Source organism: Nitratireductor mangrovi (assembly GCF_007922615.2).
Taxonomy (GTDB): domain Bacteria; phylum Pseudomonadota; class Alphaproteobacteria; order Rhizobiales; family Rhizobiaceae; genus Mangrovimarina; species Mangrovimarina mangrovi.
Genome location: NZ_CP042301.2, coordinates 1,310,421 through 1,331,852, shown reverse-complemented (window position 1 = coordinate 1,331,852; position 21,432 = coordinate 1,310,421). Strand labels below are relative to the sequence as shown.

Annotated in this window: 24 protein-coding genes; 11 read left to right on the top strand and 13 right to left on the bottom strand. The window is 67.1% G+C overall.

What is annotated here, in order from left to right:
* Positions 1–130: 130 nt before the first annotated feature.
* Both FQ775_RS06495 and FQ775_RS06490 read right to left on the bottom strand, forming a co-directional pair.
* Positions 131–565 (bottom strand): hypothetical protein, encoded by a 435-nt coding sequence (locus tag FQ775_RS06495; protein ID WP_146301185.1) that lies wholly within the window; start codon positions 563–565, stop codon positions 131–133.
* 338 nt (positions 566–903) lie between these two features.
* The gene (locus FQ775_RS06490) at positions 904–1,287 is read right to left on the bottom strand and encodes a PRC-barrel domain-containing protein (protein WP_146301186.1); all 384 of its coding nucleotides are present in this window, start codon (positions 1,285–1,287) and stop codon (positions 904–906) included.
* Positions 1,288–1,673: 386 nt separating this feature from the next.
* On the opposite strand from FQ775_RS06490, the gene FQ775_RS06485 reads away from it, so the two are divergent.
* A complete protein-coding gene (locus FQ775_RS06485) occupies positions 1,674–2,483 on the top strand; it encodes a DUF72 domain-containing protein (protein WP_146301187.1) in 810 nt (269 codons plus the stop codon).
* 24 nt (positions 2,484–2,507) lie between these two features.
* Here FQ775_RS06485 and FQ775_RS06480 read toward each other — a convergent pair whose 3' ends face one another.
* From FQ775_RS06480 to FQ775_RS06465, 4 genes are all read right to left on the bottom strand, one after another.
* Positions 2,508–2,645: a hypothetical protein gene (locus FQ775_RS06480; RefSeq protein ID WP_167812789.1), complete on the bottom strand. Its 138-nt coding sequence runs from the start codon at positions 2,643–2,645 to the stop codon at positions 2,508–2,510.
* Positions 2,646–2,884: 239 nt separating this feature from the next.
* Positions 2,885–3,220, bottom strand: a complete 336-nt coding sequence (locus FQ775_RS06475) for a hypothetical protein (RefSeq protein WP_146301188.1) — start codon at positions 3,218–3,220, stop codon at positions 2,885–2,887.
* Between the two features lie 121 nt (positions 3,221–3,341).
* Positions 3,342–4,172, bottom strand: a complete 831-nt coding sequence (locus FQ775_RS06470; protein WP_146302076.1) for an aldo/keto reductase — start codon at positions 4,170–4,172, stop codon at positions 3,342–3,344.
* A gap of 110 nt (positions 4,173–4,282) precedes the next feature.
* Positions 4,283–5,233: an acyl-CoA desaturase gene (locus tag FQ775_RS06465; RefSeq protein WP_146301189.1), complete on the bottom strand. Its 951-nt coding sequence runs from the start codon at positions 5,231–5,233 to the stop codon at positions 4,283–4,285.
* A gap of 129 nt (positions 5,234–5,362) precedes the next feature.
* Here FQ775_RS06465 and FQ775_RS06460 point away from each other — a divergent pair, with 129 nt between their 5' ends.
* Both FQ775_RS06460 and FQ775_RS06455 read left to right on the top strand, forming a co-directional pair.
* Positions 5,363–6,358 (top strand): heparan-alpha-glucosaminide N-acetyltransferase, encoded by a 996-nt coding sequence (locus FQ775_RS06460; protein ID WP_146301190.1) that lies wholly within the window; start codon positions 5,363–5,365, stop codon positions 6,356–6,358.
* On the top strand, positions 6,355–6,831 hold the full coding sequence (locus FQ775_RS06455) for a methyltransferase family protein (RefSeq protein WP_146301191.1): 477 nt from the start codon (positions 6,355–6,357) through the stop codon (positions 6,829–6,831). The genes FQ775_RS06460 and FQ775_RS06455 overlap by 4 nt, the downstream gene beginning before the upstream one ends.
* A 9-nt stretch (positions 6,832–6,840) precedes the next feature.
* Here FQ775_RS06455 and FQ775_RS06450 read toward each other — a convergent pair whose 3' ends face one another.
* The 6 genes from FQ775_RS06450 to hemP form a co-directional block, all read right to left on the bottom strand.
* Positions 6,841–7,227 (bottom strand): MerR family transcriptional regulator, encoded by a 387-nt coding sequence (locus tag FQ775_RS06450; RefSeq protein ID WP_146301192.1) that lies wholly within the window; start codon positions 7,225–7,227, stop codon positions 6,841–6,843.
* 130 nt (positions 7,228–7,357) lie between these two features.
* A complete protein-coding gene (locus FQ775_RS06445) occupies positions 7,358–8,146 on the bottom strand; it encodes a heme ABC transporter ATP-binding protein (RefSeq protein WP_146301193.1) in 789 nt (262 codons plus the stop codon).
* 15 nt (positions 8,147–8,161) lie between these two features.
* Positions 8,162–9,268: a FecCD family ABC transporter permease gene (locus FQ775_RS06440; RefSeq protein WP_146301194.1), complete on the bottom strand. Its 1,107-nt coding sequence runs from the start codon at positions 9,266–9,268 to the stop codon at positions 8,162–8,164.
* Between the two features lie 10 nt (positions 9,269–9,278).
* Positions 9,279–10,202, bottom strand: coding sequence for a heme/hemin ABC transporter substrate-binding protein (locus FQ775_RS06435; protein WP_146301195.1), 924 nt, complete (start codon positions 10,200–10,202; stop codon positions 9,279–9,281).
* A 12-nt stretch (positions 10,203–10,214) separates the two neighbouring features.
* Entirely contained in the window at positions 10,215–11,267 is a 1,053-nt protein-coding gene (locus FQ775_RS06430; RefSeq protein ID WP_146301196.1) for a hemin-degrading factor, read from the bottom strand.
* Positions 11,268–11,283: 16 nt separating this feature from the next.
* Positions 11,284–11,493 carry a hemin uptake protein HemP gene (gene hemP, locus FQ775_RS06425; RefSeq protein WP_246730283.1) on the bottom strand — a complete coding sequence of 70 codons (210 nt, stop codon included), beginning with the start codon at positions 11,491–11,493 and terminating at the stop codon, positions 11,284–11,286.
* Between the two features lie 206 nt (positions 11,494–11,699).
* On the opposite strand from hemP, the gene FQ775_RS06420 reads away from it, so the two are divergent.
* From FQ775_RS06420 to hmuQ, 8 genes are read left to right on the top strand one after another with little or no spacing between them, the layout of a single operon-like run.
* Positions 11,700–13,856, top strand: coding sequence for a TonB-dependent hemoglobin/transferrin/lactoferrin family receptor (locus tag FQ775_RS06420; RefSeq protein WP_146301198.1), 2,157 nt, complete (start codon positions 11,700–11,702; stop codon positions 13,854–13,856).
* The gene (locus tag FQ775_RS06415) at positions 13,856–14,305 is read left to right on the top strand and encodes a hypothetical protein (RefSeq protein WP_146301199.1); all 450 of its coding nucleotides are present in this window, start codon (positions 13,856–13,858) and stop codon (positions 14,303–14,305) included. The genes FQ775_RS06420 and FQ775_RS06415 overlap by 1 nt, the downstream gene beginning before the upstream one ends.
* A 4-nt stretch (positions 14,306–14,309) precedes the next feature.
* Complete coding sequence (locus FQ775_RS06410; protein WP_146301200.1) at positions 14,310–15,023, top strand: MotA/TolQ/ExbB proton channel family protein; 714 nt, start codon at positions 14,310–14,312, stop codon at positions 15,021–15,023.
* On the top strand, positions 15,013–15,396 hold the full coding sequence (locus tag FQ775_RS06405) for a biopolymer transporter ExbD (protein WP_146301201.1): 384 nt from the start codon (positions 15,013–15,015) through the stop codon (positions 15,394–15,396). The genes FQ775_RS06410 and FQ775_RS06405 overlap by 11 nt, the downstream gene beginning before the upstream one ends.
* A 4-nt stretch (positions 15,397–15,400) precedes the next feature.
* Positions 15,401–15,799: an ExbD/TolR family protein gene (locus FQ775_RS06400; RefSeq protein ID WP_146301202.1), complete on the top strand. Its 399-nt coding sequence runs from the start codon at positions 15,401–15,403 to the stop codon at positions 15,797–15,799.
* Positions 15,796–17,037 carry an energy transducer TonB gene (locus FQ775_RS06395; RefSeq protein WP_146301203.1) on the top strand — a complete coding sequence of 414 codons (1,242 nt, stop codon included), beginning with the start codon at positions 15,796–15,798 and terminating at the stop codon, positions 17,035–17,037. The genes FQ775_RS06400 and FQ775_RS06395 overlap by 4 nt, the downstream gene beginning before the upstream one ends.
* A gap of 23 nt (positions 17,038–17,060) precedes the next feature.
* Complete coding sequence (locus FQ775_RS06390) at positions 17,061–17,330, top strand: hypothetical protein (protein ID WP_146301204.1); 270 nt, start codon at positions 17,061–17,063, stop codon at positions 17,328–17,330.
* A gap of 14 nt (positions 17,331–17,344) precedes the next feature.
* Positions 17,345–17,659 (top strand): heme-degrading protein HmuQ, encoded by a 315-nt coding sequence (hmuQ, locus tag FQ775_RS06385; protein WP_146301205.1) that lies wholly within the window; start codon positions 17,345–17,347, stop codon positions 17,657–17,659.
* A 16-nt stretch (positions 17,660–17,675) separates the two neighbouring features.
* Here hmuQ and putA read toward each other — a convergent pair whose 3' ends face one another.
* The gene (putA, locus tag FQ775_RS06380) at positions 17,676–21,287 is read right to left on the bottom strand and encodes a bifunctional proline dehydrogenase/L-glutamate gamma-semialdehyde dehydrogenase PutA (RefSeq protein WP_146301206.1); all 3,612 of its coding nucleotides are present in this window, start codon (positions 21,285–21,287) and stop codon (positions 17,676–17,678) included.
* Positions 21,288–21,432 lie beyond the last annotated feature (145 nt).

Here is a 21,432-nt window from a genome sequence, read left to right as displayed (position 1 = left end):
CCGCGCCGCAGCGCGTGCTGGCCGCGCTCTCAGCCGCCCCGCCGGTACGGACAGCAAAGGCGCGCAGAACGACCAATTGCCGCCTGCGCGCCCTTAGCCGAAAATTCGGGATCTTGCGACGCGGGCCGGCCTAGTTGCAGACCATCACTTCCCGGCACGCGTACGGGTCGACGATCGAGTAGCCGCAGTCCTGATACCAGTTGCAGTAGCGCGCGCCGCGTTCCGTCTCGGCCGGAACCGCGGCGATCTCGTCCAGCAGATACTGGTTGTCGCCGGCCAGCCCCTTGGCCTCGTCAAGGACCGTCGCGATGTCGAGCGCACTGCTTGCCTCGCCCTCGCTGCTCACGGCGCCGAGTCCGGAAAGGATCTTGGCGCCGACGATCAGCATCATCGGGTCCTTGTTGGACCGGCCGAGCGTGATGACGCCGGTCGCGACCTGGAGCATGGCCCGGGTCTTTGCGGCCTCCGCGGCGGTGAGCTGGCTGCCGTCCTGGGCAAGTCCCGCGCCACCGAGGGAGACAAGAGCGAAAGCTCCGGCAGCAAGCGAAAGTACGCGTTTCTTCATATGAAAGTTCCTTCTCAAGCTTTTTTCACAAACGATCCAGGCTGACCCTGCGGCAGCCGGATGTCATCAACCACGAAGTGCTGGGCGCAATTGTGACCATCACATTGCGTTGTTGGTCGGGGCGAGGCCTTTCGACTTGTCCCCGCCTCTCCACCGTCCCTTGAAATCCCGCCGGATTTGAACGGGTCCCGCAGACGGCGATGGACTTGCCGGCTGCCATCGAACAGCACGCGAGGCGCCGAAGCGCGTCCCGGCCAGCACGCTTGACGGCGCACTCACAAAACGAAACGCCCGGCGCGTGTGCGCCGGGCGTTATCGGGCCGGGCCTGCGTTGCAGCCTACATCCAGTAGGGCGCGATCCCGTAATAATCGTGGATCGCGCGGCCGTTGTCCCGGTTCCAGTCGTAGTCGCGGTCGCGCTCATATTTCGGCGCGCCTTCGACCTGCTCCTTGGTCACGTCGACCTGGAACCCGTCCAGCTCCTCGTTGTAGTCGAGCTTGGCCCACGGCAGCGGGTAGTGGTCGTGCCCGATCCCCAGGAACCCGCCGAAGCTGAGCACCGCGTAGGCGACGCGGCCGCCGCGCTTTTCAAGGATGAGGCGCTCCACCGAGCCGATATGGTCGCCCTTGGGATCGTACACATTGGTTCCCACGACCTTGTCGCTGGCGATCAGGTCGTGGCTTTCATGTAGGTCGGCTTTCTGCTGTGTCTGCATGGTCATGGTCCTCGTTGTTGTCGCGCCCGCGACGAAAACGGGCAGACACCGCGCCGGTTCCCTCGCCCGCTGGCAATTTGTTCCCGCCCCTCCGAACCTAGCTTGGACTCCCGCCGTTCCTGAACGGGTCCGGAGGACGTCATGGATCGGCAGGCTGCGCCCTGTCAGCAGTCGCCCGCCGCCGGATGGACAAGCGCCGGCCGAAGCCGCATTTTCCGCCGGCAAAACCTCAGGAACGGGATGATGCACGCCGTCACCGCTACTCGCTCCCGCTCCGGTCGCGCAGCGACCGCAAGGCCGACCGGCCGCCGCGCCTCGTGGCGCGGAAAGCCAGGGGCGCGGATGCGCCCGCCGGCGTTTGAGGACAGACAAGAGAACGGGAACCACGCGCGATGACCTCAGGCACATCAAAAATCCGCGCCGGCATGGGCGGCTGGACCTTCGAGCCCTGGGAAGGCAGCTTCTACCCGGAAAAGCTTGCAAAAAAACGCCAGCTCGAGCACGCCTCGCGCCAGGTGCCGACCATCGAGGTCAACGGCACCTATTATTCCGGCTTCAAGGAGCCGACCTTCCTGAAATGGGCGAGCGAATCGCCGGACGGTTTCGTGTTTGCGCTCAAGGGCAACCGCTTCGTCACCAACCGGCGCGTGCTGGCCGAGGCTGGCGAGTCGGTCGAGCGTTTCGTCGGCCAGGGCATCACCGCGCTCGGCGACAAGCTCGGGCCGATCCTGTGGCAGTTCGCGCCGACCAAGAAGTTCGACACCGAGGATTTCGGCGCGTTCCTGGCGCTTTTGCCCGAAAGCCGCGACGGCCTGAAGCTGCGGCACGCGGTCGAGGTCCGCAACGCCAGCTTCGCCGTGCCGGAATTCGTCGCCCTGGCGCGCCGCCACGGTGTCGCGATCGTTTATGCCGAGCACGCCAAATATCCGGCGATCGCCGATCTCAGCGGCGATTTCGTCTATGCGCGGCTGCAGACCGGCTCCGACGACAACGAGAATTGTTACAACGAGCACGATCTCGACCGCTGGGCCGAGCGCGCGAAGCTCTGGGCCGAAGGCGGCGCGCCCGACGATCTCGCCTATGCCGATCCCGGCGCGCCGGCCGAAAGGAAGCCGCGCGACGTGTTCGTCTATTTCATCACCGAGGGAAAGACCCGCGCGCCGTTCGGCGCGATGGCGCTGATGCAGCGGGTGGGAGGCTGATCGCCGGCCGGCCTCCGGCCTTGCTCACATGAGCGCGATCATGAGGGCGACAATGCCCAGCAGCACGGCTCCGACGGCGGCTTCGCCGGGGCGCACGGCCCGGCCCGGGATTTCGCGATTGGCGACCCGCTCGTCGCGGGCGGCAAGGGTCGAACAGGACACGGTCTGGCTCCATCTCAGGGGCTCGCAAGCCCGGCGCCCGTCCCTGTCGACGCATCGGACCGGCGATCGCTCGCGCGCGCCGTCCGACTGGCTTGCCGGCCTCTCCCGCCGGCCCCTTCGAGATGTGTATCGCCGGCCCGCCGTTCAAGAGCCGGCGCGACCGCGGCTGGCACACATCTCCTCAAGCACGGGTGAGCTGCGCGTGAGCGGCCGGGCCCCGCCCTGCCGCCTCGTCGGCCTCAGAACGCCCGCGGCGGCACGAACAGGCAGATGGTCTTGCCGTCGTTCTTGCCGGCCACCGAGCACCAGTGGAAATCGCCGTCGGGCGAATTGCGCACCCGCTTGTCGGCATAACCGACGATCTCGCCGGTGCTGGCGATCACATAACCTTCCGGGCGCTCGCTCACCTGCCTGGTCGGCACCATGCGGCAGTCGTAGCCCGAGCAGCAGGCGAAGGGATAGGTCCAGCCCTGCGGCTGCGCCGCCGTCGGCAGCGCGTCGTGGGCAAGGGCGCCGGCGGCACCGGCAAGGAACAGCATTGATGCGATCGCGGAGGATTTGCCAGCCAGGAACATGTCGTTCTCCCCGGTTACCTCCCGGGTGAAATGTTCGGGCCGATTTGGTTAATGAAGGCTTAAAGCGACGCTCATCCAATCGTTGGCTGGCCAAGGATTTTGCGCCTGCGTGGCAGCGCGGTCACGCCGCGTCCCATTCGGGCGAGAAGGCGAAGTCGCAGATGCGGCTTTGCGCCGAAGACAGCGCCGAGATCGCCGCCATCTCGTCCTCCGTCAGCGTAAAATCGAAGATCGCTGCGTTTTCGGCCAGCCTTTCCTTGCGCGTGGTGCGCGGGATTGCCACCACGCCGTCCTGCTGGACGTGCCAGCGCAGCACGATCTGCGCCGGCGTGCGTCCGGTGCGGCGCGCCGCCTCGGCGATCGCCGGCTCGGCAAACAGCGCCCCGCCGCGGTAAAGCGGGCAGTAGGAGACCATCGCCATCCCCGCGGCCCGGCAGGCGGCCAGCACCTTCGCCTGCGAGAGCCTGGGATGATACTCGACCTGATTGGCGACCAGCGGATGCTCGCTCGCCGCAATGGCCTCGGCCAGCAGCCCGGTGGTGAAGTTCGACACGCCGATATGGCGCGTCAGCCCCGCCGCGCGCACCGCGTTGAGCGCGCCGATCGAGTCGGCCACCGGGATCGCCGGGTTCGGCCAGTGGATCAGAAGCAGGTCGACATGATCGAGCCCGAGCCGCCTAAGGCTCTCCCTGGCCGAGCGTTCGAGGTCGCCGGGCGCAATGTCGGTGTACCAGACCTTGGTCGTCACGAAGACGTCGTCGCGCTTCAGCCCGCTGGCGCGCAGCCCCTCGCCCACTGCTTCCTCGTTGTCGTACATGGCGGCGGTATCGAGATGGCGGTAGCCGAGCGACAGCGCATGCGCAACGAGGTCGGCGCAGTGCCTGCCCTTCAGCGTCCAGGTTCCGAGCCCGAGTGCGGGGATCGACGCGCCATTGGCTTCGACATGCTCCATCATCATCGTACCACTCCAATAGCTGCGCGTTCCATCTCACGGCCTAAGCCGTCGCGGCGCGCCGATCAATCATCCAGGTGGGCAGATTCGGTCGTGCGCGCCCGCGCGCCTCAGCTCTCGCCGGCTGCGCGCAGTGGGCGCGGCGTCATCGTCGGGTTCGGACGGACATTCGGCTCGGCGATTCGCCATGCCAGCCCGAGCGCGCCGAGCAGCCGGATGATCCAGTAGGTGCCGTCGAGTTCCCACCAGCGATGGCCATGGCGCGCCGAGCGCGGATCGGCGTGATGGTTGTTGTGCCAGCCCTCGCCAAGCGCGATCAGCCCGAACAGCACATTGTTGCGGCTGTGCTCGCCGGTCTCGTAGTTGCGATAGCCCCACAGATGGGTGATGGAGTTGATCGCCCAGGAATTGTGCCAGTAGAGCACGATGCGTACGAACACACCCCACACCAGCAGGCTGAGGCCGAAGCGAAGTGCCTCAGGCCAGGCGGCTCCGCCGAGCAGTTCGACCGAGATGCCCGCCAGCAGGAAGACCACCATCTGCCCCCCGACGATGCCCAGATACCATTTCCGGCTTTCGAGGCGGCGATAGAACGGGTCGCGCAGCACGTCCTTGGCGTAACGCGCATAAATTTCATAGCGCGAGGTCTCCGGGGTCTTGACCAGCAGCCAGCCGATATGCGCCCACAGAAAGCTGCGGATCGGCGAATGCGGGTCTGGCTCGTCATCGGCATGTTCGTGGTGTTTGCGATGCACCGCCACCCAATGCGCCGGTGTGTCCTGGAACGAGCAGACCGCGAGGATGGCGAAACACCGCGCGAGCCATTTCGGGCACTGGAAGCCCTTGTGCGTGAGGCAACGGTGATAGAAGAGCTGGATGCCAAGCGTGCCGAAAACGACCGTGCCGGCCACGCAGATGATGACCGAACGCCAGTCGAAGAAGTAGGGAACGAAGGCGAGCAGGGCGACGAGATGAAAGACGGAAATGCTGACGATGTTGACCCAGTGGAGCTCGTACGGCGCCTGGACCTTGTTTCCGTCCCGCGGCAAGCCTGCATCCATGACAACAGCGTCCTTCCCGCCGCGACACCAATCTAGACTTCAGCGCCGCCCGCTGGATGTCAACCTCGGCAAGCGGCAGGAATCGGGAAAACCACTCATAATGCCGGCCGAAACGACCGAACTTGCCGTATGGCGGCTGCGAACCTGATGACGCGCGCCGTAACTAGCACCCGCATCGCCTCGCTCGACGTCGCCCGTGGCGCCGCGCTCCTTGCCATGGCGGTCTACCACTTCACCTGGGACCTTGAATTTTTCGGCTATGCCGAACCGGGGCTGACGGCCGCCGGCGGCTGGAAATATTTCGCCCGCGCCATCGCCTCTTCCTTCCTGGGGCTCGCCGGCGTCAGCCTTTTCCTGGCCCATGCGCGCGGCGTGCGCTGGTCGGCCTTCGGGCGCCGGCTGGCGATGATCGTCGCTGCCGCGGCGGCGATCACCCTGGCGACCTATTTCGCCATGCCCGATGCCTTCATCTTCTTCGGTATCCTGCACCAGATCGCGCTGGCGAGCCTGCTTGGCCTCTTCTTCCTGCGCTTGCCATGGTGGGCGACCGCCGTGGCGGCGGCGGCTTTCATCACCGCCGCGTTTGTCTTGCGCACGCCGCTGCTCGACCATCCCGCCTGGTGGTGGACAGGCCTGTCGCAGGCCCTGCCGCGTTCCAACGACTACGTGCCGGTGTTTCCCTGGTTCGGCGCCGTGCTCGCCGGCATCGCGCTGGCGCAACTGGCGGCGAGGGCCGGCGCCCTTAAATGGCTCGCCGAGCGCACGATGCCGCGATGGACCGATCCGCTCGCCCTTGCCGGGCGCCACAGCCTCGCCGTCTATCTTGTTCACCAGCCGGTGCTGATCGCCAGCGTGTTCCTCTTTTCGCAGGTCTTTCCGGCCCAGACCGAGACACCGCAGGTGCAGGTACGGCTTGCCTGCGAGGATCGTTGCCGGCAGGATCGCGGCGAGGAATTCTGCGCGTTCTACTGCGTTTGCGTGCTCGACAGGATCGAGGCCGAGGGACTGCTCGGCAGCGTGCTCGCGGGACGGCAGGACGGCGGGACCAGCGAGAAGCTCGCCGGATTCGCACGGGTTTGCACGGCCGACACCGAGCGGCTGTTGCGGGACGGAGAGGACGAATGAGCGAACTGGAGGCACGGCCCAACCGTTTTCCATGGCCGCCGGTGATCTACGTGGCGGCCATCGCCCTGGCGATCGTGCTGGCATGGCTGGTGCCGCTGCCCTGGATCGGCCGTCCGCTCTCCGACCTCTTGTTCGCGGTCGGCATCATCACGCTGGTCGGCGTCGTGCTGATCGACCTTTCCGCGATGCGCGCGCTGTCGCGTGCCAGGACGACGATCATGCCGCATCGGGCCTCCGAGCATCTGGTGACCGGCGGCCCTTATGCCTTCACGCGCAACCCGATCTACCTCGCCAACACACTGCTGATGATCGGCGTCGGGCTGATGTCGGGCATCATCTGGTTCCTGGTGCTGGCCGTCGTCGCAGCCTTCCTCACCCAGAAGGCCGCGATCGAGCGCGAGGAAAAGCACCTCGAACTGCGCTTCGGCAAGAAATATCGTGATTACGCGAAAAAGGTGCGGCGCTGGATCTGACGGTCCGGCTCAGGTGGTGACGCCAAGCTCGGCAAGCCGCTCGACGCACGACTCCTCGGCCTGGTCGAGTTCCGCCAGCGTTTCTTCAAGGTCGCGCCGCTTCTGCCGCAAATCGCCGCGTTTTTCCTCGATGCGCGTGATCATCAGCTTGAGCTGCCCGACCTCGCCGGGCGGCTCCTTGTACATCTGGATGATCTCGCGGATCTCGTTGATGGAAAAGCCGAGGCGCTTGCCGCGCATGATCTGCTTGACGAGGTGACGGTCCGACGGGCGGAAGAGCCGCGTGCGCCCGCGGCGCAACGGATGGATCAGCCCTTCATCCTCGTAGAAGCGTAACGTCCGGGTCGAAATGCCGAACTCACGGGTGAGTTCCGTAATCGAATAATATTCCCGCATCAAAAGGTCCCGGCACGCGATTCAACCGATAAGGATTTGACACGGCGTTTACGTAAAAGTCAATTAAGGGCCGTTCGGCGACGACCTCCCTGTCCCTTCTTAACGTGCGGCCGCCCGTAGGCCTTTGCTCCTAGCTCGCCGTCTGCGGCAGCACGAACGGCGTGCCCGTTGGCGGCGGCAGACCGACCCGCATGTCGCATTCGAACACGCGCGACAGGAGCCGGTCGCTGACCACCTCCTGCGGTACGCCGGCGGCGGCGACGCGGCCGCGATGCATGACCACCATGCGGTCGGCGAACATCGCCGCCAGATTGAGGTCGTGCAGGATGGCGACGACGCCCCCTCCCCGCGCCGCGTATTCGCGCGCGATGCGCATGATCACCAGCTGGTGCTTGATGTCGAGGCTGGAGATCGGCTCGTCGAGGAAGAGGTAGCGCGGCTGGCCTTCGAGCACCGGCGACCAGACCTGGCAGAGGACGCGCGCCAGCTGCACCCGCTGCTGCTCGCCGCCGGAGAGTTCCTGGTAGAAGCGGCCGGCGAAGCCTTCGAGATCGACCTTGGCGAGCGCGCGCTCCGGCAGCCGTTCCTGCTCGCCCGCCAGCGCGCCCGAGCGCCCGCCGACGAGGCCGAGCTTGACCACTTCACGCACGGTGAAGGGAAAGGAAAGGACCGTCGACTGCGGCAGCACGGCACGCATCGCCGCCAGTTGCCACGGCTTCGCATTCCGCAGATCGTGGCCATTGATGGAGATGGCGCCGGCAAACGGCAAATCGCCGGTGAGCGCCCGCATGAAGGTGGTCTTGCCGGAACCGTTCGGCCCGACGATCGCCACCAGCGATCCCGGCGGCGCCTCGAAATCGGCGTCGGCAACGATCGTCTTGCGGCCGATGGAAACTGTAACGTTGCGGGCTTCGATCATGCGGGCACCGGAATTCTAGAGGTCGAGGATGCCGCGGCGGCGCAGCAGTATCCACAGGAAGAAGGGCGCGCCGACCACCGCCGTGACGATGCCGATCGGCAGTTCGGCCGGGGCCACGATGGTGCGGCTCACCGCGTCGGCCAGAAGCAGCAGGCTGGCGCCCAGCAGCGCCGAGGCCGGTAGCAGATAGCGGTTGTCCGGCCCGATCAGCAGCCTGAGCAGGTGCGGCACCACGATGCCGACGAAGCCGATGCCGCCGGAAACGGCGACCGCGGCGCCGACGGCTGCCGCGACCGCGACGATCGCCACGCCCTTCAGCCGCTGCACCGGGATGCCGAGATGGTGCGCGGTGGCCTCGCCGAGGCTGAGCGCGTTGAGCCCGCGTGCGATGAACGGCGCGACGGCGAGCGCCGCCACGATCACCGAGCCTGCGGCGCCGATCTTGGGCCAGGTCGCGCCGGCCAGCGAGCCGAGCGTCCAGAAGGTCAGGTCGCGCAGCTGGCGGTCGTCGGCCATGAAGACCAGTACGCCGGTAAAGGCCATGGCCAGCGCACCGAGCGCGATGCCGGCCAGCAGCATTGTCGCAACCGAGGTGCGGCCGCTGCGCGTCGAGACGCGATAAAGCACCAGCGTGATCGCCAGCCCGCCGACGAAGGCCGCCACCGGCAGCGCGAAGACGCCGAAGATCGCCGTGAAGGGAGCCAGGGCGGTACCGCCGAGCACGATCACCGAAACCGCGCCGAGGCTTGCGCCGCTGGAGACGCCGATGATGCCCGGATCGGCGAGCGGGTTGCGGAACAGGCCCTGCATGACCGCGCCCGAGACCGCGAGCGCGGCGCCGATCAGGATGCCCAGGATGGTACGCGGCATGCGGATGTCGTAGACGATGACCCGGTCGCGCAGCGACATGGTGCTTTCCTCGCCCGCTCCGCGCGCCAGGAGGTCGCCGACCACGCCCCAGACCGAGGCATCGGAGGCGCCGTGGCCGAGGCTGATGACGGCAGTGATCGCCAGCAGCGCGGCAAGGATGACTATCGCCGCGCGAGCGCGGCCCGAGCGGTCGCCCTCGGCGGGCCGCGCACGGCTCCACGCCGCCGGCACGGCGGCAGCATTGTCGGTCATGCCGGCGCCGTCAGTTGGAGATCTTGTCGCCATAAAGGCGCACGGCGAGATCGCGAGCCGCCGAGGCGGTGCGCGGTCCGAAGCCCAGCAGGTAGAGGCCGTTCATGCGCACGAGTTCCCGGTTGGCGGCGGCCGGCGTCGGCGCGATCGCCGGATGGCCGAAGAGCTCGTCCTCGGAAATCTCGAGCCCGTCGCTGCGCGCCATCATCAGAACGACGTCGGGCCTGGCCTCGATCACCGCCTCGTCGGTCAGTTGCTTGTAACCCTCGAAGCCGGTGATGGCATTGACGCCGCCGGCAAGCTTGATGATGCCGTCGGCGGCCGAGTTGGAGCCCGACGCCATGATCTTGCCGCCCTGCAGGCTGAGCACGAACAGGATGCGCTTGCGTTCGCTCAAGCCCTCGGTCAGCGCCTGCGCGGCGTCGAGTTCGGCGCCGACTTCGCTGGCGAGGCCGGCGGCCTTGTCCTCGACCCCGAGCGCCTCGCCGACGGCGCGGACCTTGTCGACGATGCCGTCGCGATCGAAGCGTTCGGGCACCATCACCATCGGCACGCTGGCCTTTGCCAGGACGTCGATCGCTTCCGGCGGGCCACTGCCCTCAAGCGCGATGATGGCGTCGGGATCGACCGACAGCACACCTTCCGGCGACAGGCGTCGCATGTAGCCGACATCGGGAAGCTTCATGGCCGCGTCCGGGTACTGGCCGGTGGAATCGCGCGCCACCAGGCGCCCCTCCTCGCCGAGCGCGTAGATGATCTCGGTCAGCGAACCGCCGATCGACACCAGCCGTTTCGCGTCGGCGATCGGCCTGGCGTCGGAGGCAAACGCACTGCCGGCAGGCGGTGGGGCGATCATCGGCGCCAGCGTGAGGGCGATCGTCAGCGCGACCGAGCCGGCGCGCAACAGTCCGCGGCGTGAAATCGGCAGGTTCATGATGGGCACTCCTCAGGCAGCGGATGACTGGGCAAGACTGGGCAGGCCGGCGACGAGCGAGCGCCATTCGGCGCGTTCGTCGGTCCCTTCCTGGCGCTCACCGAAGAACTGGATGATGAGGTTGCCGTCGGCGTCATAGGCCTCGATCGAGGTGACGTGGCCGTCGGAGTTGGGTTTCTTCACCGCCCAGACATCGCTGATGTGGTCGGTGCGCAGGTGCAGGTGGAAGGTCGGATCGAGCACGTTGATCCACAGCCCCATCGGTTTCACCGACGTGATCGGCCCGGAGTGTATCTGGATGCAGCCGCGGCTGCCGACAAAACACATGATCGGCAGTTCGGTCTCGGCCACCCGGTGCAACATGTCCGTCACCGCGTCATTGCCGAGGCGCCGGGCGAAATCCTGCCCGACGAGTTCGACCGCGCGCCGACGCGTCAGTCTGAGATCGCGCAGAATGCCGACGAACTGGTGCACGTCGGTCATCTTCTCCCAGCGGCCGCGCAGTTCTGAAATGTCGGCGACCTCGCCGGCTTGTTCGGCCGCTTCGATGCCCGCGATGTCGATGCCCGGCTCCTGGTCGTCGGCGAGCATGCCGGCCACCAGCGCCTCATAGGCGTTGACGTCCGATGCCGGGCGCAGATGGACCTTGTGCACGGCATCGCCCGCGGCGTCGAAGACCTGCAGGCTGCGCCTGACCTCGTCGCCGTCGCGTTTTTCAACCGCGAAGCCGTGGACGAAATGCTTCGGAAACAGCCGCAGATCGATCTCGGCCCCGAGCATCATCGAGGCGTGCTTGCCGATGACCGGCTTGTCGTAGACGCCGATCTTTTCGTGCACCGCACTTTCGTTGCGGGTCAGCGCCATCACCTCGCCGACCGCTTCCAGCCCCGGAAGCAGCCGTTCGAGGTCGACATTGACCCGTCGCACGCCATGGCCGCAATGGGCCGCGACGAGCTCCGCCTCGGTAATGCCCAGCTGGCTGGCGAGATCACGCTCGCGCATCTTCGGATTTTCCTGACGCGCATGACGGATGTCGGCGGCGGAGGGCTTGGCTTTCTCGGTCATCGATACACCCGACTGCTTATTTGTTGAGGATCAGCTTGCCCTGACGGGTGATCTTCAGCCGGTAGAGCGCGCCGGCATGCTTGATCCCGATTTCGTGCTCACCGTCGAAAAGCGACTCGCTGCTCAGCGTGCGCAGGCTTTCCGGATCGTGGTGGACGGCGCGCGCGGACGCGCCGTCGCGGCGGTCGTTTCTGTAGGAGGTGAAGGAGAATCGGTCGGTGTTCACGTCACTTTGCCTCTGGTCGCGCCGGGCTTGCCGTCTGGCTGGCTTGGCGTCGTGAATCGTCGATTGATTTCTTGACATGTTTTATCATGTTTATTACGGGGCGCAATACCGGAGTAACAGAGTCATGTTTTCCTCTGCCGGCAAGGATATGAAAATGCGAGCAAGCCCCCGGGCCAGCCAGCACCATTTGAATCAGGAGTTGGGTGATGGGGCTTCACGCTCGGAACGTAATCGGCCTTTTCGGAAGTGTCGCAATCGGCACCATGCTGGCCTCCATGGCTGCGCAGGCGCAGGACGGCGCGCAGACCAATGAATCGGAAAAGAAGGGACGGGTGACGCTGCTCGACCGCCTGGTGCTGGGCGCCGGCGTCGAGAAGGTCGCGATCGACACGCCGCAATCGGTGACCGTGGTCGAGCAGGAAGACATCGACCAGGAGCAGGCGACGACCGTGGGCGACGTGCTCAAACGCATTCCCGGCGTCAACACCTCGGGTTCGGATCGCGTCTTCGGGCAGACTTTCAACATCCGCGGCATCGGCGCGCCGGAATCGGCCAACGAGGAAGGCCGCATCATCGTCACCGTCGACGGCGCGACCAAGTTCTACGAGCAGTACCGCATGGGCGGCTTCTTCTCCGACCCGGAACTCTACAAGAAGGTCGAGGTGCTGCGCGGACCGGCGTCGTCGACGCTCTACGGTTCGGGCGCGCTCGGCGGCGTCATCAACTTCGTCACCAAGGACGCCTCTGACTTCATCGCCGAGGGCGACAGCGGCGCGCTGCGCCTGAAGGGCGGCTTCAACTCCAACCGCAACGGCTATCTCGGCTCGGTGATCTTTGCCCAGCGCTTCGGCGAAGACGCCGAGTTCCTCCTCGCCGGCAATTATCGCACGGCCGACGCCTACAAGACCGGCAACGGCTCGGTGGTCCGCAGTTCCGATTTCCAGAGCTGGTCGGGTCTTGCCAAGGCGACGTTCAATGTCGGCGAGGAAGGCAAGCTGCGTCTCTCATACCAGCAATGGGATTCCGACGCCGACGATCAGGACTACGCGCAGGTCGGCACGCAGCCGATCTTCGGCACCGTCGACCGCCACGTGATCGACCGCACGGCCGTCATTTCCTACGAGAACCCGTTCACAGACAATGACTGGCTCGACCTGAAGGTGTCGGCCTCCTTCTCCGACACCAATGTCGACCAGACGGACGCCTCGGGTGCGCCCATGTTCGGCCTCACCTGCGCGACCAGCCTGCTCTTCTGCGACACCGAATACGGCTACCAGACCTGGCAGTTCAACGTGCAGAACACGTCGGAATGGAGCGGCGACAACTGGGAGAACTTCCTGACCTATGGCTGGCAGACTTCCTACCAGATCCGCACCGCCGAATCGGTCACGCTGGGTGGCACGCCGGCAGGCATCAACTTCCATCCCGAAGGTACCGATCTCAAGACCGGCGTCTTCGTGCAGAACGAGTTCGTCTGGGACGAGCGCCTGACCATCATCCCCGGTGTCCGCCTCGACTGGCATGAACTGACGCCCGACGGTTCGACCGGTGTCACCGGTTCGATGACGGATACCGCGGTGTCACCCAAGATCGCTGCGCACTATCGCTTCAATGATTACGTCGCGGTATTCGGTTCGATCGCCCATACCGAGCGGTTCCCGACCATCGACGAGGTGTTTTCGACCGGCGGGTCCAGCAACAGCTTCCTGCCGAGCCTGGGACTGGAAAAGGAAAAGTCGAACAACTTCGAAATCGGCTTCGCGCTCTCCGGCTACGACATCTTCCAGGAGGGCGACGGCGTCCAGTTGAAGACGACCGGCTTCTACAACGACATCACCGACCTGATCAGCCTCAACCCGGCGCTGGTTGCCGGCCCGAACTTCATTCCGGGCTATGTCAACATCGACGAGGCCCGCATCTACGGCGTTGAGGTCGAACTGGCCTACGATTCCGACTACGTCTTCGCCAGCGCCGGCTATTCGCACGTCATCGGCAAGGACGAGACGACGGGCATGTACCTGACCACCGTCGCTCCGCACGAACTGGCGCTGACCATCGGCGGCAAGATGCCCGAAAAGGATTTGAAGTTCGGTTGGAAGGCCCGCTTCGTCGCCGGCCCGCAGGATCCGGCGCGCGACAGCGCAACGCCGCCGCCCTCGGGTTCGACGCGCTTTGCCGAATCCTTCAACGTCCACGACGTGTTCCTGACCTGGACGCCACAGCAAGGCCAGTTCGCCGGCTGGGAAGCGAATGTCGGCGTCGAGAACATCTTCAACGAGCAATACAAGGAATTCCTCCACAACGACGCCTCCAGGGGACGGACGTTGAAGGTTTCCCTTTCCAAGCAGTTCGGGTGGCAATGATGAAAAAACTGGCGATGTCTGCAAGCCGTCTTCTGGCCGCGACCCTTGCGGCATCGCCCGTGGCGAGCGGGCCGGCCTTCGGTGGGGAAGCCGAGCCGGTCCCCTCGCTTTCCCTCGAACTGAACGGCCTCGACGCGACCGACGCCGGCTGCCGCTTCACCTTCGTGATCGCCAACGGCCTCGGCGCACCGCTCGACAAGGCAGGTTTCGAGATCGTGCTGTTCGACAAGGCCGGCCTGGTCAGCCGACTGGTCACCCTGGACTTCAAGGAACTGCCCGACGGCAAGACCAAGGTGCGCCAGTTCGACCTTCCGGGCGTCGACTGCGCAGGCCTCGTCCGGGTGCTGGTCAACGACGCCACCGAATGCAGCGGAGCCGGCATCGATGCCGGCGCCTGCATCGGCATGCTGAAGGCCTCGACCAGGACCGTCGTCGAATTCGGAAGCTGATCTCATGGACATGACCATTCTCGACAGCATGCGGTCCTTCATTGCGCTCGGCGGGCCGGTGGTGGCGATCCTGCTGGTGCTTTCCGTCTTCGCGCTGGCGCTGATCCTCATCAAGCTGGTGCAGTTCTGGCGCGAGCGCGTGGGCTTTCACGGGCCCGCCAATCGGGCACTGCACCAGTGGATTCACGGCAGCCATGGCGACGCGCGCCACACCGCCGAAGCCGATCCCTCGCCGGTCGGCGCCGCACTTGCCACCGCCATGCGCCTGTCTGTCGCGCGCGGGGGCGCCAAGGAGGTGGTCGAGGACGAGGTCGGCCGGGTGGCCGTCGGGCGCCTGCACGATCTGCAGCGCGGCTTCCGGGCCCTCGACGCCATCGCCCAGATCGCGCCGCTGCTCGGACTGTTCGGCACCGTGCTCGGCATGATCGAGGCGTTCCAGAAGCTTCAGGACGCCGGCAGCGCGGTCGACCCGTCGATCCTTGCCGGCGGCATCTGGGTCGCGCTCCTGACAACAGCGGCTGGGCTTGCTGTCGCCATGCCGGTTTCGCTGGTGCTGACCTGGTTCGAGACCCGGGTCGAGAACGAGCGCGTCGCGATAGAGACTGTCACCACCTCCTTCCTCTCGCAGCAGGCGCTGGGAGCGGCGCGCGCCGGTCTGCCTGCCGGGGAGCACGATGTCGGCGTCACCTTTACCGGGGAACGGAGCCATGCGCATTGAAGCGGTCGCACGCCGCCGGCGGCCGGTCTCCGTCACCTCGCTGATCGACGTCATTTTCCTGCTTTTGCTGTTCTTCATGCTGTCGTCTACCTTTACCCGGTTCTCCGAGGTCGAGATCACCGGCGGCCGGGCCGGCGCCGATGCGGCCGGCCCGGCGCCAGACGTGATCATCCGGCTTGCCGGCGAGGACTGGCTTATCAACGGCGCCGGCTTTGCCGCGACGGACGCAACGGCGGAACTTACGCGTCTGGAGACGGCCGGCGCCAGGACCGCCGTGATCCTGGTGCGTGGCGAAATCACCTCGCAGGACCTGGTCTCGGCGATCGAGGCCATCCGGCGCGACACCGCGCTTTCCCTCTCGGTGGCGAGGTAACGCGATGAGACTGCCGCGTCCGCTCGCCCGCACCCGCCAGGAATCGACCATCACGCTGATCAACATCGTCTTTCTGATGCTGATCTTCTTCCTGATCGCCGGCACGCTGACGCCGCCGATGGAGCGCGACGTGGCGCTGATCACCACCGCCGAGTCCGACCGCGCCGAGCCGCCGCATGCATTGTTCGTCACCAGCGACGGGGCGCTGAAGGCGGCCGGCGTCGAGACCACGGCGGCGGCCTATGTCGACGGCCTTGCCGCAAGCGACAATGGCGCCGAGCGCGTCGTCAAGCTCGCCGCCGACCGCGACTTGCCGGCCCTGCAGCTGGTCGAGATCGTGGCCGCGTTGCGCGATGCCGGCGCGACCCGCATCGCTGTCGTGACCGAACGCGAGGCGCCATGAGACCGGGCGGCAAATGGGCGCTCGCCATCCTCGCCTCCGGCATCTTCCATGCCGGTGCGGCGGGCTATCTCCTGCGCAACCCGGACGAAGACATCCAGATGACGGGCTCGGCCGCGATGGAGGTCGCCCTGCTCGGCTCGTTCGAGGAAACCTTTGCCGCCGGCGAACCGGTCGAGCGGGCCGAGGTCATCGAGCCCGAGCGGACACCACCCGAGAAGGTGGAGCCTGACACGGCCGAAACGATGCAGCCGGTCGAGGAGATCGCCGAACCGGTCGAGACGCCCGAGCCGACCACTGCGCAGGCGGTGGAGACCCCCCAGGCCGAAATCGCCGGGCCCGCGACCGCCGCGCCGGCCCCCGCGCCCGCAGACGCACCGCCCGCATTGGCAGCCGAGGTCGGGGAACCGCTCGAAGCCGCGCCCGCGGCGCCGGCCCAGGTGTTGATACCGGCGCCAGCCGAACCGCAGCAAGCCGAACCGGTCAAACCCGAAGCCGCTACGGCGAACGTCGAGACCGAGCCCGCCGAAGTCGTTGAAAATCCGAATGCGGCGACGGCGGATCCCGAAGCCGCGAAGCCGGTCGAGACGGCGCGCGCGGTGATCTCGCCGGTCGTCGAGGCCGTTGAAGCGATCGAGGCGACGCCAGCGATCGAACCGGTGGACGAAATCCCCATTCCCGAGGACGTGCCGGTCCCGACCGCGCGGCCCGAACCGCCCGAGGTGCGCGAGGCGATCGTGCGGCCCGAACCGGTCCGGCCGAAAAAGACCGAACGCAGCGCGCCGCGCCGCGAAAAGGCGGAAAAGCCGCGAGAGCGGGCGCGCCAGAAGCAGTCGGCGGGACAGGGCGGCAAGAGCCGCAACAGCACGCGCCGCGGCCAGGCCGACGGCAGCGAGCGCGGCCGCGCTGCGGCCCAGGGCAGCGGCAGCCGCAAGAGCGGCACGGCGGGCAATGCCGACGTCTCCAACTATCCCGGCAAGGTGGCGCGCAAGCTGCGGCGCGCGCTGCGCGGCGTGTCGCGCTCCGCGCGGCGCGGCGCCAAGCGCGACGTCCACGTCCGCTTCGTGGTCACCAGCAGCGGCGGTCTCGGCTCGGTTCGCATCATCCAGAGCTCCGGCTCGGCCGAACTCGACAAGGCCGCGCTCGCCTCGGTGCGCCGTGCCGCCCCCTTCCCTCCCATCCCGGCCGGCGCCGGCCGCTCGTCGTGGAACTTTTCGGTTCCGCTCGGCCTCGCCCGCTGACCGCCCAGCAAAGGACGATTTTCATGATCGGCATGATGGCACTTGACCGCCTTGCGGCGGACCGGACCGGCGAAGGGCTGCATCCGCGCCTGCGCGAACTGCTGGCCGAGCGCCTCGAGGCGCAGCGCGCCGGCGTCATCGACATGGCGGCCTTTGCCGGCGACCATGCCGTCCAGGCCGGCCCCAACCCGCTCGGCACGTGCCCGGGGGAACTGCCCGAGGGCGTCGTCGCCTTCAAGGGGCCCTCTTCCGTTCCCGCTCCTCAATCTTCAAGATCGCGCGCAACGCGCTGAAAGGATCAAGGACCATGTATATCGCCATGAACCGCTTCAAGGTGAAAACCGGCTCGGAACAGGCCTTCGAGGAAGTCTGGAAAGGCCGCGATTCCAGCCTCGCCGAGATGAAGGGTTTTGAAACCTTTCATCTCCTGCGCGGACCGGCCAACGAGGAAGAAGGTTACACGCTCTACGCCTCGCATACCGTGTGGGCGAACCACGAGGATTTCGTCGCCTGGACAAGGTCGGAACAGTTCCGCGCCGCGCACAGGAACGCCGGCAGCAACAAGCCGCTCTATCTCGGCCATCCCCATTTCGAGGGCTTTTCGGCGGTCGAGGGAGCTTAGAGATCCGGACTAGCCCTTACGCCGCCGCCAGCAGGCTGGCATTGCCGCCGGCCGCCGTGGTGTCGACGCAGACCGCACGCTCATGCGCGTAGGCCGCCGGATAGATCACCTCCGAAACGATCGGCACGATCGGTCCGCTGCGCTTTGCCAGCGCCTGGCGCTGGCGGCGCAGTTCGCCGTCGGCGGCCGCCGATGCGACGACGTCGACCGCGATCTGGGACAGGACCTCCGGATCGACCCCTCCGTCGATGGCGTTGACCGGCATGCCCTTGGCGAGCAGCGGCTGCAATGCCGCGGGCGCGCCCGGTGCTACCGCCAGCACCGCGTTGCCTGCGGCGAGCGCCTGCACGGCCTGCGCCAAAAGCGTGTCGGCGTCCGGGCCAAGGCAGAGCACGCGGCCGCGCGCCGGCAGCATCAGCGTGTTGGCCTCGCCGGTCGGGCCTGAGAGGTCGTAGGGGCCGAGGTCGAGGCTCGCGGCCGCCGCCATGGCGGCCGGCGCCTTGCCGCGCAGGTGCTTGCGCAGCACCGCGATGCGGTCGCCGCGCGCCGCCCAGCCGGAGCGCTGGTTGTCCGGAAAATGCTCGGCGATCGTGGTCGGGATCACCGGTTCGCCGGCCGGCATCTCCGGACGCGGCGCATCCGCCTTGCGGAACCGCCTCAGATAATGCGGGCCGCCGGCCTTGGGTCCGGTGCCCGAAAGCCCCTCGCCGCCGAAGGGCTGCGCGCCGACCACGGCGCCGACCTGGTTGCGGTTGACGTAGAGATTGCCGGCATGGATGCCGTCGACGAAGCGCTGCACGCGCTCCTCGATCCGCGTGTGCAGCCCGAAGGTCAGGCCATAGCCCTTCATGTTGACGGCGGCGATGACGCGGTCGATCTCGTCGGCCTCGAAGCTGGCGACGTGCAGCACCGGGCCGAACACCTCCCTTTCGAGGTCGCCTATGCCCGACACCTTGAAGATGTGCGGCGCCACGAACCGCCCCTCGTCCGGCGCCGCCAGCCTTGCGACGAGCCGGCCCTTGGCGTCCATGTCCGCGCAATAGGCGGAAATCGCCTCCTGGGCCTCGGCGTCGATCAGCGGTCCGACATCGGAGGCGATGTCGCGCGGGTCGCCGACCACCATCGCCTCCATCGCGCCGCGCAGCATCTCCATCACCTTGCGCTCGACATCCTTCTGCACATAGAGGCAGCGCAGCGCCGAGCAGCGCTGGCCGGCGCTCTGAAAGGCCGAGGCGAGGATGTCGCGCACCGCCTGCTCCGGCAGCGCCGTTGAATCGACCACCATGGCGTTGAGCCCGCCGGTCTCCGCGATCAGCATCGCGTCGGGCGCGGCGGTCTCGGCAAGCTGGCGCTCGATGATGCGCGCCACCTCGGTCGAGCCGGTGAAGCAGACGCCGGCGATGTCTGGATGGGCGACCAGCGGCGCGCCGACCGACGGCCCGTCGCCGGGCAGCAGTTGCAGGATGTCGGCCGGCACGCCGGCCTCGTGCAGCAGCGCTACCGCGCGCGCCGCGATCAGCGGCGTCTGCTCGGCCGGCTTGGCGATGACGGCGTTGCCGGTCACAAGCCCCGCCGCCACCTGGCCGGTGAAGATCGCCAGCGGAAAATTCCAGGGCGAGATGCAGGCGATCACGCCGCGCGCCTCGGTGCCGGCCTCCGCCGACGCGGCCTCGCGCGCATAATAGCGCAGGAAATCGACGGCCTCGCGCAATTCGGCCACACCGTCGGCGAGCGTCTTGCCGGCCTCGCGGGTGCAGAGCGCGAAGAGTTCGACGGCATTTTCCTCGTAGAGCTCCGCCGCCCTCACCAGGATCGCCGCGCGCTCGGCCACCGGGCGTGCGGCCCATGCCGGCTGCGCGCTTGCGGCGGCCGGCACCGCGCCGGCGACGAACTCGGCATTGGCCTCGACCACCGTGCCGACGCGCTCGTCCGGACGCGCCGGGTTGGTGACGGCGCGTGCCGTGCCGTTGCCGGTCGCCGGCGTCAGCGGCTTTGCGGTCCAGATCTCGCCCTCTTCGAAAGCGGCGCGCTGGCGCTCGATCGCCGCGAAAGTCTCCGGGTCGGTCAGGTCCCAGCCCTTCGCGTTCAGCCTGTCGCGGCCATAGATCGCGGCAGGCATCGGAATGGCCGGATTGTGCGCCGGCCCCTGCCGCGCCACGGTTTCGAACGGGTCGCGGGCGATCTCCTGCGGGCTCACATCCTCGTCGACGATCTGGTGCACGAAGGAGGAGTTGGCGCCGTTCTCGAGCAGCCGCCGCACCAGATAGGCGAGCAGGTCGGAATGCGCCCCGACCGGCGCGTAGATGCGGCAGCGTGTGCCCTCGCGCTTGCGCACCGCCTCATGCAACGCATCGCCCATGCCGTGCAAGCGCTGGAATTCAAACGCTTCCCTGTCGTCGGCCATGGCCAGGATCGCCGCCACCGTATGCGCATTGTGGGTGGCGAATTGCGGATAGATGCGGTCGGTCATGGCGAGCAGCTTGCGCGCGCAGGCGATGTAGGAAATGTCGGTGTTGGCCTTGCGGGTGAAGACCGGATAGCCGGAAAGCCCCATCACCTGGGCGCGCTTGATCTCGGTGTCCCAATAGGCGCCCTTGACCAGCCGCACCATGATCTTGCGATCGAGGCGCTCGGCGAGCGCATGCAGCCAGTCGAGCACGAAGGCCGCGCGCGGCCCGTAGGCCTGGACGACGACGCCAAAGCCGTCCCAGCCGGCCAGTTGGGGATCGGCAAGCACCTTTTCGATGACGTCGAGCGACAGGTCGAGCCGGTCGGCTTCCTCGGCGTCGATGTTGAGGCCCATCCGCGCCTCCCGTGCCGCGACCGCAAGCGACAGCAGCCGCTCCGCCATCACCGGCAGCATCGTCTCGCGCTGCGCGAATTCGTACCGCGGGTGCAGCGCCGACAGCTTGACCGAGATGCCGGGATTGCGGCGGATGTCGTCGCCCGCCGAGCCGCCGGCAAGGGCGGCGATGGCGTCGGCATAGGCCCGGTGATAGCGCTTGGCGTCGGCCTCGGTTCGGGCCGCCTCGCCCAGCATGTCGTAGGAATAGAGATAGCCTTTCTGGCTGTAGCCGCGTCCGCGCTTGACGGCTTCGGCAATGGTGCGGCCGAGCACGAACTGCTCGCCCATTTCGCGCATCGCCGCCGAGACGGCGGTGCGGATCACCGGCTCTCCGAGGCGACGCACCATGCCGCGCAGCGTCCGCTCGATGCCACCCTCGCCCTCGTCGAGCACGCGGCCGGTCAGCATCAGCGCCCAGGTCGAGGCGTTGACGAAGATCGAGCTCGATTCGCCCGAATGCGCCGACCAGTCATGCGGCGCGATCTTGTCGCGGATCAGGTCGTCGACCGTTTCGGCGTCCGGCACCCGCAAAAGCGCCTCCGCCAGGCACATCAGCGCTACCCCCTCCTGCGTCGACAGCCCGTATTCGGAAAGAAAAACCTCCATCAGATGAAGATCGGCCGCGCCGCGCACCGCACGCACCAGTTCGGCAGCGTCGTTGGAGATGGCGGCGCGCTCGGCTTCGGAAAGGTCGGCCTCGCCGACCAGGCGGTCGACGGTCTTGGCCTCGTCAGGAAGATAGTTGGCGCGAATGGTCTGGCGCAGCGTATCGAGTGCGGACATGGTCGGGCCTCCTGAGCGAGAATAGGCTGCCGTCCCCGCAGCGGGTCAAGGGCGTTAGCCGGCCCGATTCATAGCATCGGGTCGCACCGCAAACGGACCAAAGACCTGGCGATTGCAGTCCGCTTGATCTAAAGATGAGGGCATA